Consider the following 11,910-nt stretch of genomic DNA (forward strand, 5'->3'; position numbering starts at 1 on the left):
AATGGCGGCTTATGCTTTATCGCTAGCAGGGGCTTCTTCGATACAAATCGCGATGTCTTTCACTTCGTAAATACGCAGACCATCTTTGCTCAGGTTTGCGTCGCCAACGATGATGCGTTTGCCGTCTTCGTCTTTGATTGCAGTGATGTGTACATCCAGTGACATCTGTTTGTTCAGAGGGTTAATCTGACCACGGTATTTCCATTTCACTTCAGATTGGATTTGACCGAACTTCGGATTGCGGAAGCCAGCGCCAAGATCTTTGTTTAGCGCATAGGTTTGCATCAGCTCGATGATCGCTTCGACACCTAGAGAACCTGGCATTACTGGGTCTTGATGGAAGTGGAATTGGAAGAACCAATCGCTTGGGTCAATCGTACGTTCTGCATATAGGTAGCCAAGGCCGTCTTTACCACCGTCGCTAGTGATCTGCACGGTATCGATAAAGTTCAAACGACCGCCAGCCAATTTGTAGTGCTCTTGAACTTCACCTGCAGCTGAAACGGGTGCATTGAAGTAACGAGTTGTTTTGTCTAGCAGGTTGATGTTTACATCCGGCGTGCGGTTGTTATCAACGTGCCAAGGATGAGTCACCTTACCGTTGTCCAAACCTAGTTGGTCTTTCAGTGCAGCACCTTTGAAGTAACCAAATACCGCTGTACCTTGGTAGAAAGGCACGTCGTCAGTGCTCAGTTCGAAGCTGAAGCTCTGTACGATGTTGGTGCCCATCATGACCGTTGAAAGTAGACGAGAATCGTTGGTAATCGTTTTGCCACGCAAGTCGACGTTACGTAACATTTTACCGCTGCCATCTAGATTACGGAAAAACAATTCTTCACCCGGGAAGCCCAGTGTTGTACCCATGTAGCCAGAGATGAAGCCGTTTGGCTGCAGTGAAATCTCCATCAATACCGAATAAGGCATCAATGTGTGGTGGCTGTTTTCATCAAAGTACCATGCATTTTCTGGCACTTCGTATTCTGCGATACACGATGAAGGCTTCTTGAAGTCGCCACGCTTACCGTCGATCTCAACAACACGAGTGGTTAGCTGTAAGTCGCCACATGGAGTACGTGGTGGGATCATTCCACGGTAGATAGAGAAATCAGGGCCGAAACATTTCTCGATATCGCCCGTTGCGAATTCGAACATGTGATAAGGCGTGAACGGAACCGTATCGGGTGTTCGGTTCGGGTAATCTGGAGTCACCGGAGCTTCAACGTGTTGAAGTGGAATCACACCTTTGTTTGGCGCAGTTTCTAGGTCTTCAATTTGAGCCATAAGTGGCGCATTTGCTGAAGCTTGTTGGTTCACTGCTGGTGTATGGCCCAAGTTTTCGATAACAGGGGTCGCGACAGCTGTTTCTAAAGAAGGTAGGTAACGAGTACATTCGTCGTCTTCTTTGATCATCACACCCAAGTTTTGGAAATCAACAATCACTTTGCCGTTCAGTAAAATATCGATGTTAGCTTTCGCGTATGGGCGAGGGCTTAGACCAATCTTGGTCACTTCCATGCGGTAAGTCAGCTCTGCCGATTGTGGGAGAACTTGACCACGACAGCGTACTTGTTGAGGCGCATTTTCAAGCGGTTGGAAACGACCATTTTGAACAAGCGTATGCATGCCAAGGTGCATCATGAAGAATTGAAGCAGTTGACCACAACCTTCTGCCATCAAAGAGCCAGCCATTACTGAATCATCTTTGAAGTGACAAGGGAAGTACCAGTGCTCAGGTTCTAGCTGCTTGTGACCTTCAATCAGCCCAAGTCCCCATGTGCCGCCTTGCGGTTCAACACGGCTGACCTTTTCGATCATCATGAACTTCTCTGAGCTGAAGCATAGAGAAGGCTGGTGGCGATCAGATTGGTGAGTTGGACCAAAACACTCTGCAATGTTTGCAGTCAGTAGGTGGCGCAGTTCTTGGTGGTTAAACTGGGTTTTAGGGCAGTGCAACATAGGGGCGAAGCGTTGCTTAGTTGCCAGCTTACGAGCCTTGATTTCATCTTCAGTGTGAATCACACCTTTGCCGTCAGCCAGCTCTTCGTCAGTGAAGAAGCCTGCACAACCGTTATCCATTTTCAGGATCATCTTGTCGCCAACGAAACACTCGTACGAGAAGAAGAACAGTAGCGTGTCGCCATTGCGAGCAAAGCTGTTGATTGAGATGTCGTAACGCAGTGTGTCGCCACCACGAGGCAAGTCGCCAAGGAAGGTCAGTGTACAATCAAGCAGGCGATAAACACGCTCGCCTTTGTTTTCAAAATCAATACCTAGGTAGCTGATCAGCATTAGGTCACACTGACCAGATTCTACCGCTACAGCCCAAGGGATCTGACCATCGACAAGATACGGCGCATCAACTGGGATGTCGTATTCGGTGGTCATGGTGCTTGGCTTGTACTCGTTCACTGTCGCGTTGAGCTTGGTTACACGAGATACCAATAGGTAGTCTGTGGTTGGTAGGCGAACGCGGCGCGAGTAGCTATCGATGATCGCGTAGTCAGGGCCAAATACGTTGGCGATGTCGCCTTCCGCGTACTCAACCAGATCATCGTAATCCCAGATACATGGTTTACGGATAGGTTTCACGGGTGCAGGAGTTGCAAGTACGTTGACTGGTGCTTCCTGAATCGGAGCCTGTTGAGCTTGAATAGGCTGAGCTGCCGTTTGTTGACCATTCGTTTGTTGAGAAGCGGCTGAGCTATCTAAACCAGACGTAATTGCGTTTAACTGTGCTTTCAATAGTGCATCAGCCATTTGCATACCCTGGGCACGAGTGTGCAGGAATGCTTTGTGTATTTGCTGTGCTGCTTGCTGGTTCTGAGTAAAAGCTTGGTCGTGTGGTGTTACAGACGGCTGTGATGCTGCATCCGTATTAGCGTCGATTTGAGACGCGCCATTTTTAGCGGATAGGACATGAGTCATATTGCTGTGGTTACCTGTTAGCTGACTGTGGCGAGTTGGCGCCAGAGTAGGGGATACTGATGTAGGAGTTTCGATGACTGGCTCTACCGCGTTCTGCGCTAATGCTTTCTTCTCTAACTCTTTTTGCACAAGGGCAGCTTGAATGTTTGCGGTCGTTGGAACCGACGCCACTCTTGCTGCTTGTTTACCAGAAGCTTTCTGTTGAATCGTTGCTAAGTTAGTCACTGGGGTTTGGGCAATATGTTGATAGATATCGCGACCACCAAGAGTCACTTGCTTAACCAATTGACGTTTAGCATCGCTCGCCAGTTCACTGCTTAAACGAACGGAAAGTGATTGAGATTCAACACTCGATTGAGTTAGTAACAGCTGTGAACATTGGCCTTCGCTGATGTTGGCAACAATCGCGTTTTTAGAGCTGACATTTGGATTCAGTGGCTCATGGTTCAGGTTGAGCAGACCGTGTAACAGGCTTGCCATCCCAGAAGCTGCAGAGCAGTGACCCACACGTTGACTCGCTTGAGTCGTCTTTGTGCTCGCTAAACTTAGAGACGAAGACTGATATGACGAAGACTCTGGTGCATGGTTAAGCTCAAGCAGAGAAACATCGTTCGAGCTCATACCGACTTGAGTCAGTAACTCATCAGCAACGGCGTTGTTACGCTCGCTTGAACCAAAGGCTAAGGCGTTGATACTGCCGTAAGCTGTCTCTTGGTTGCTCGCTACTCGACTCTCTTCAACAAGAACAATCGCACCTGCGCCTTCGCCCACATTCCAACTGCCGTCTTGCGGTTGTCCGAATTTTGGAGCAAGTGACACTGGGCTCATGCTGTTCTTCAGAATCACATGTTCCGCACTGCCACTAAGGTCAACGGCTGCAATCACGACTGCGTCCATGGATTCTTGCGACATTAGGTTTTGCGCGACATCGATACAACGAGCAACTGATTGTTCAGCGGCTGAAATCGTAAAGGCAGGGCCGTTAAAGTCCCACAATGAAGAGATACGCGAAGCCATGATGTTGCCGATGAAACTGGTGTATTGGTTCAGCTTGGCTGCGTCCATCACACTGTCCATCGCGATGGTTTCTAGCGCTTGGTATTCGTCTTGAGTTAGTTCGATACCCATGTTGGCAAAGCTGTCAGCCAATTGGCTATGCAGGTTTACGCGTCCACGGAATTGGTGCATCTCAAGCTCTGTTTCCATCGCAACGAGTACTGCAACTTTTTGGCCTGCTACAAGCTTGGCATCTTTGATGGCTTCGTCTGCAACTTTCATCAGTAACAACTGCTGAGAGATCAAACGGTCATCTTCATTCGGCGGCACTTTAAAGCGTAGGAAATCGAGATCGAATTGATCGATGTACGCTCCGTTTGGAATGCCGTGTAAACCAAACTGATTCAGTAGTTCTGGATGTTGGTCTAAGCCTTTCCAGCGTTTCTTAGGCAAAGCAATGAAAGCATCGTTGTTGGTTTCAATTGCAGTGCTCAGCGCGTTGATACTTTGCAGAGAACCGAAGTGAGACGCTAGGCCAGTAATGCTTAAATTAGACGGTTGTAGGCTTGGATATGCCGACTCTAAAGTCTGGGTTACATGACTGGTGTCTGAATACGCTTCAAGCAGTAAGTGAGCGTTACAACCACCGAAACCAAATACAGAAACACCCGCGCAGCGCTCTGAGTTACCCGCTTTACTTGGCCAAGGTTGAACCTGCGTTGGCAGAGTCTGTGGGCCAAATAAACCTTCAGGCGACGATAGTGGCTTGTCCAAATTAATACTTGGAGGAAGCACGCCTTCTTTCATCGCAAAGATCATTTTCATAATCCCCGGCATACCCGCAGCAGTCAGTAAGTGGCCGAGGTTTGACTTCGCAGAGCCAATCAATGGCGGGTTAGAACCATTCAATTTGTCAGCAAAGAAACGCTCCATTGAGGTTAACTCAACCTTGTCACCTAATGGTGTGCCGGTTGCGTGACACTCAATCACTTCAATGCTGTCTGGTGATAGGTTTGAAGCCTCGTAAGCGCGTTCAAAGGCTTGTACTTGTCCTTTGCTATTTGGGCTTAATACGAACTGGCCACGGCCATCGTTCGACAAGCCAATACCGCTGACGACTGCGTAAATGTTATCGCCATCACGCTCTGCATCAGCTAAGCGTTTTAGGACTAAAACCCCCGCACCTTCGCCAGCAAATAGACCTTTACTGTTGCTATCAAACGGAACCGAAACACCGTGGTCAGGGTAAGCGTGGAAGATGGAAAAACCCATGTTGATAAAGAATGGGTCAGCACCGGATACCGCGCCTGCCAACATCATGTCGGCCTTGCCCGTGTTCAAGTAATCACACGCTAACTTCAATGAATACACTGAGCTCGCACATGCCGCATCTAGGCTAAGTTGCACGTTGCCTAAACCTAGCGCATCAGCCACTAACTTAGAGGCGTTGTGTGCTGCAGCACCATTGATAGGGTTGAGATCTTGCGCGGTTTCATTGGTTGGTAGCAGTGAAAACTGGTCATTAGCCAATTTAGCTTGTAGTGCCTTTTCGACGACCGAGTGATACATCGGCAGAAACAGGTCGTTCGAGCGTGTGGTTGGGAACGAAAGGGCACCCATGATCACGCCTGTACGCTCTAAAACATCGGCATTTAAACTAATGCCTGCGTCAACTAACGCCTTACGACTGGTATCCAAAGCCCACAGGAAACTCTGGTCAACACCGTTGAACGATTCTGCTGTTAAGCGGTAGCCATTGCTGTCGAAATTGAAGTTTTCGATGTAGCCGCCTTTATCACAGTAAAAGCGGTCTGATTCACCTTGCACGCCCTGATAGCTTCCAGGTTTAGCCCCTAATTTTTCAGCGCTTAATGTGGTTCGAGAATCTTTTTTATTCAGCAAGTTTTGCCAAAAGTCTTTTGGCGTATCCGCTTCTGGGTATTGGTTCGCAATACCGACAATCGCGATCTTATTGCACTTCACTTGCTGCTTATTCTTAGTTTGAGTTTGAGCCTGATACTGGTTCGATTGAGAACTCATACTAGCTCTCCTTGATGATTCACTGCGCTGCCTTGAGACACACCACTTAATTGCTTCGTGGTGATCTGTTGTTCTAGGCCTTGAATAAGTGGCTCGACAGACAATGGAATTTGATGAGTAATGAGCTGACCAATGCACTTGATGAGCGTGACAACATCGTCACCGCCTTTGGCATTGGAAGCGATTGTGCAGTATTGGTCTGCTACGTCGTCGCTACGATTGATCTTGTCGATCAATGTGCTGGTTTGACGATCGGCACCTACTTCTACAAACAGACGCGCACCTTGTTGACGCGCACTTTGGATCAACGCGGTGAAATCCAGCGTTGAACAGAAAGTATCAGCAATTGAAAGGGCGATGCTGTCGCTGTCTATATTGATTGGTGCGCCCGTCGGTAGACCTGCTGCGCTGATAAAGCGAATATGCTTTGGCAAATCGTCGAACAGTGGTTGCGTGTAAAACTCTCGCACTTGGCTATGTTGGCTCAATGCTGGTGTGGTGTGCATTGCGGTAACACGATTCGCGGCAATGCCACGTTTACCTAGTTTTTTGAGTAGTGCACGACATGTGCTTTCACAACCTGCTAGCACGCAAGTGTCGCCTTGGATGATAGCGAGATAAGCGCGTGGGAATTCTGGTAACAGAGCCTCAATCGCTTGTGCATCACTGCGAACCACAAAGCTATTCCATTGGATGCTTTCGTCGCTGTTTAGCTGCCAATCTTGACGTACCGCTGTCAGTTCACCAGAAATAGCCGTGGTGAAGATAGGACTGGTTTGAGTCATCTCAATCAGCGCATGTGGGTTTTTCCAAACATTTAAGCTAGCCCACATGGAAGCTTCACCCTTGGAGTAACCCAAAGCGAAATCTGGCTGTACTTTGAATTCATCACACAGCAGTTGTGTTAACAGATAACTACTGCCCACACCTGCAATGGCCAATTCACTGAGTGACATTTCTTGCGAGTCTTCAGCGTAGGTTTTTTCAGCCTGCAGCATCTCTTTCAAGTTACCTTCGCGCTCTAAACGGGCAAATAACTGTGGGAAATGGTGGTGAAATTCGCGCAACATGCCGGGATAAACCGTGCCAACACCAGGGTAAACAAATGCAACACCACCTTTGCTTTGAGGCATCGGTGAGAAACAACTGCCCGCTGGAGTTTTGTAGTGGCTATTGTCAGCCATTACTTTTGGCAACGCATTTTCTACCGCTGTGATTTCTTGCAATGCAGCATCAATTGAAGCTGCTTGAATCACGATGTTCGCGCTAAGGCCAGCATTGTGCTGAGCGCTTTGGAAATGACTTAGGTTTGAATGCATCAAGCTGGCGACAAGTTCGCTGTCTGCCGAATCACTAACGCATTTAAGCTCAGCTCTTAGTGAGGCCAACTGAGAAACCAATTCAGTTTGCTCGCAGCCAGAAACCACAAACATCAAACGCTCGCTGGATAGCAATGGCTTTGGTTCGTGTAAACCGGTCGCTTGAGTCAATATCAGGCTGGTGGATTGTTGGCTATCGTCATTGAAGGTCAATGAAGCAACACGAGCTTTGTTCGGCTCAGTGAACCAATAATGGCTCGGTAATGAATGGTTAGGTAATGAATGGCTCGGTAATGAACGGCTCGATATCGCATTAACCATATTCAACAATTCATCAAACTGCTGTGAAGCAGAGAGTGCTGAGTGTTGCTGTTGATGGCTTAAATCTGTAGCGGGGCGGCGTGCAATATCCAGAGAAAGCTGAACGCTATCTTCGGTAGCTGCATCTACAAAACTCGCTAGATAAGCGTGTGGATGAATCTTATTCTGAGCAGCGGTCAGTGCACTCAACATCAACAATGATGGTGAGTGAGAATCCAAACCAAGCTTAACGACATTACCTTGATTGACTACCTCAATTGCTTGAGTAAGTGCTTGATTAAAATTGCCATCAACTACAACAGAAACCATTTCAGGGAACGAGGGGAATAAGTCGGCAGAAAGCTCAGCCGCGTTTGCTGGCTGAGCTAAAAGAGCGATGCGCAATGGCATCGCTTTATTAGTAGGAACAGTCACTATGACAATTGCTCCTTTTCTGGGTTCTTAGTCGCCTCTTTCTTCGACACTGCTGAGTTAGATTTCGGTAAAAATGCGTCATTTAAGCTCTTGCTGATAGTGACTTTGGCACCTTTCATTACTGCGCTTAAACGACCATCTTGGTGGTAAAGCGAGATATCAGCTTGCAGTGAACGAGCCGTGCTTTTTATTACGCTCAGCTCTAGCCAACCTTGGTCACCATTGTGCATCGGTGCGTAGCAAATAAACTCACCGATTGCAGACGGTAGGCTTGCCGCGCCGTACTTCAATCGAGCCCATACCAGCATGGCTTGCAACAGATAATCTTCAGCAAATGGCTGGCTATCACCAAAACCTTGCTTAGGAATAAATGATCCGCAGTCGCTGTTTTCAATCTGAGGCAACTGGCATTGAGCCAATAAGCCTAAGTCGTCAAAACGTTCAACTGAGGTAATACCTTGCAGTCTTGGTCCATGAAACAGAGTGCCGTCGCTGTATAAAGCTTGTGCCGTTGTTACAGGTGCTGAAGTGTTGGCTTCAAAGCGCTTTGTCGACGCTTGTTGAACATCTTCAGACACTTGCACAGAGGCAACTTGCAACTGAGCTTGATACTGTGGTCGCCCTTGGCAACTGATCACTGCTTTTAGCTGACCTTTTGATTTAGCATCAGAGGAAAGAACCAGTTTCAGCTCTTGCACTGCATCAGTATCAAAAATCACACCTTTCAGCAGTTTGTAGTTGTGAACGCTAACGTTCACCCCTAACAGTTGCTCAGCGACTTCACGCATCCATTGGATGGCACACACTGTCGGTAACACTGGGTTACCGGCAATGCAGTGATCTTGAATGAAAGGCAATGCCTTAGGATCAAGATGACGTGTCACAGTAATGCTTTTATTCAGCGGACTCTCTGCAAGGTGCACAGACTCCGCATTAAGCTTTTTTACAGCAGCTTCCTTGTTGTCAGAACCTTGCATGCTAGTACCAACCAGCAGTTGAATGCCAGTTTCGTTCAGCAGTTGAGAACTAAATAGTTCTGCACCTGCTTGAAGAGGAATAACGTACACGCCGCGCTCGGTGAACATACGTTTCAGTGCTGCGTTGACCATGCCACCGTCCCACGGTCCCCAGTTGAAGCTCATCACTTTCGCTTGAGGGTTGCGAGCAGACAGTTGCAGAGCCGCTTTGTTTAGGATTTCGTTAGACATTGAGTAATCACTTTGGCCTGTGTTTCCGTAGAAGCCCGCCGCCGAAGAGAACATCGCAATCAGTTTTAGCTTACTGCTATCAAGACCACCAAGAACCGCTTCTAGTCCACCCACTTTCGTGCCGTAAACCATGTTCAGTTCATCAAGTGTTTTGTCTTGAATGTGTTTGTCAGCCAGTACACCTGCACCGTGGATAAGACCCGTGATGCCGTCGAAATTCGCCAGCGTTTTCGCAACTGACTCATGGTTCGAAACATCTAAGCTTAGGTATTCAGCGCTCGCGCCAATCTCGTTGAAAGCGGTAAGTGCTGCGTTGATTTCAAGGCTGCTCAATACCGGTTTTAGCAAGGCATCAACTTTTTTCGGCGTTGGCTTATCGCCCGTAGCTTGTAGGTGCGCAATTGCAGCAGGTTTTAGCTCTTTCTCTTGCTTGCCTTGTGCCCACTGAGGTAGCTCAGCTGAAGTAATATGCTTACTACGACCTGCAAGAATGAAGTGAGACTTACATTGCTTAGCAAGCGTTAGTGCACATTCAAACGTCACGCCTTTAGCGCCACCCGTCACCAGAACTTTGTCGCTCTTGGTGAGTTGAGCACCTGTGTTTTTGGTTTGTGCAGTACCTGGTGTTGCAGCAATCAATGTTGCACGACCAGAATCACCGTTTTCCGCATGGCTAAGGCCGATTTCAACCGTGTTGGTATCGATATCGAACAGTTCGCCTGTAATAGCCTCAGATAGGTGACGAGCATCAATAGAAGCGTCAGCATCCAATGCACGGCAGAACACGTTTGACCATTCATGGCTCAGTGTCTTAGTTAGACCAGACAGCGCTGCTTGGTTAAGTTCTGCATTCGCTAATTGCTTAGTATCTAGGTAACCAAAGCCACCATCGATACGGCTTAGTGTGAAGAACACGCTACGACCAGAAACGGCATTCAGTTGGCCATTTAAGTGCTTCGCAAATAAGAACGCTGTGGTTAGCGAAGCTCTTGAGTCTGCATTCAAGTTAACCGCTTGCTCGTTGCTTTGTTTTGCATCAACGATAGCTTGTAGGTGAATGAAGCCTGCAATTACTTTGTTCGATGTTTTAAGGTCTGCTTCGATGTCGTTAATCACAGCTGTCACACCCGCATCATCGATACTGTTGAGTGTGTAGCTTGCGATTTCACTGTTTAAAGGTGACGCGGCAGAAAGAGCACTACGCACTACAGCAATTTGAATGCCGTTAGCGGTCAACTTTTCTGCTAGAACACCGGCGTTGTGACCATCATCTGTGATCACGACACAAGCGTCTTTTGAGAAACAATCGACGAGTTTATCTGCCGCTGGTAGCTTTTTTAGCGCCACCTCATTGTGTGGAGGAAGTTCCGCTGTCGCTGTTTCTGCGATAGGTGTTACCGATTCAGTTTTAGGAGTCGCTACGGGTGCTGCTGCGGATAGCTTGCTTTGCATGTAGGTAACGATTTCACCAAGCGTACGACACTCAGCTAAGTCTTCAGGGTTTAGCTCTGGTAGCGTTGGTAGCTGGTCTTGAACCGTACCTAGAATTTCAACGCGTTTGATTGAGTCGATACCAAGGTCAGCTTCCATGTCCATTGCTAGGTCGAGCATTTCTGCTGGGTAACCTGTTTTGTCGGCAACCACTTCCATCATTGTGGATTGAACATGAGCAGGGTTTAGGTCGTTGCTCGTGCTTTCTGCAACTGCATCTGAAACAGGTGCTGCGTTAGGAGCCTCATTAGCGCCTAGCTTGCTGTTCATGTAGTCAACGATTTCGCCAAGAGTACGACACTCAGCGAGATCTTCAGGATTTAGCTCTGGCAATGTTGGTAGCTGGTCTTGAACCGTACCAAGGATCTCAACACGTTTGATTGAATCGATGCCAAGGTCTGCTTCCATGTCCATGGCTAGGTCGAGCATTTCTGTTGGGTAGCCAGTTTTATCCGCTACTACGCTCAGCATTGTGCCTTGAACTTGTTCTGCGTTTAAACCGTTTGAAATTGCTTGCGCTGGTGCAGATACTTGAGCCGCTACTGGAGCCGAAGCCGGAAGCTTGCTGTTCATGTAGTCAACAATTTCGCCGAGAGTGCGACATTCAGCTAAGTCTTCAGGGTTGAGCTCTGGAAGAGTCGGTAATTCGTCTTGTACCGTACCTAGAATTTCAACACGCTTGATTGAATCGATACCAAGGTCAGCTTCCATATCCATTGCTAGATCTAGCATTTCAGTCGGGTAGCCCGTCTTTTCTGCTACCACTTCTAACATGGTTTTTTGAACGACAGCCGCATCTAGACCATTGCTAGCTGTTGCCGGAGTAACTACTGGTGCTTGTGCAAACACTGGAGCTGAAGCTGGAAGCTTGCTGTTCATGTAGGCAACGATTTCGCCAAGAGTGCGACATTCAGCTAAGTCTTCAGGGTTTAGCTCTGGAAGAGTAGGCAGTTCATCTTGAACCGTACCAAGAATCTCAACACGCTTGATTGAATCGATACCAAGGTCTGCTTCCATATCCATTTCTAGATCAAGCATTTCCGTCGGGTAACCTGTCTTCTCAGCAACCACTTCTAGCATGGTTTGTTGAACGACTTTCGCATCAAGACCGTTAGCGGCTTGAACAGGAGCGGCTGCGCTTGGCTGTGCTGCAACAGGCGCTGATGCTGGCATCTTGCTGTTCATGTAAGTAACGA

At 47.9% G+C, this 11,910-nt stretch carries 3 protein-coding genes; all 3 read right to left on the reverse strand.

All coding sequences use genetic code 11. The features are described from left to right. Positions 1-9: 9 nt before the first annotated feature. Entirely contained in the window at positions 10-5,961 is a 5,952-nt protein-coding gene (locus tag IQQ51_RS17810; RefSeq protein WP_193841694.1) for a beta-ketoacyl synthase N-terminal-like domain-containing protein, read from the reverse strand. Further along, complete coding sequence (locus tag IQQ51_RS17815; RefSeq protein WP_193841695.1) at positions 5,958-8,015, reverse strand: PfaB family protein; 2,058 nt, start codon at positions 8,013-8,015, stop codon at positions 5,958-5,960. Before IQQ51_RS17815 ends, IQQ51_RS17810 begins: the two co-directional genes overlap by 4 nt. Continuing rightward, the coding region (locus IQQ51_RS27320) for a phosphopantetheine-binding protein (RefSeq protein ID WP_228012964.1) at positions 8,015-11,910 on the reverse strand (3,896 nt) is incomplete at its 5' end. The genes IQQ51_RS17815 and IQQ51_RS27320, both read right to left, overlap by 1 nt.

The sequence above is a fragment of the Vibrio sp. OPT18 genome (assembly GCF_015163615.1).
GTDB classification, from domain to species: Bacteria; Pseudomonadota; Gammaproteobacteria; order Enterobacterales; family Vibrionaceae; genus Vibrio; species Vibrio coralliirubri.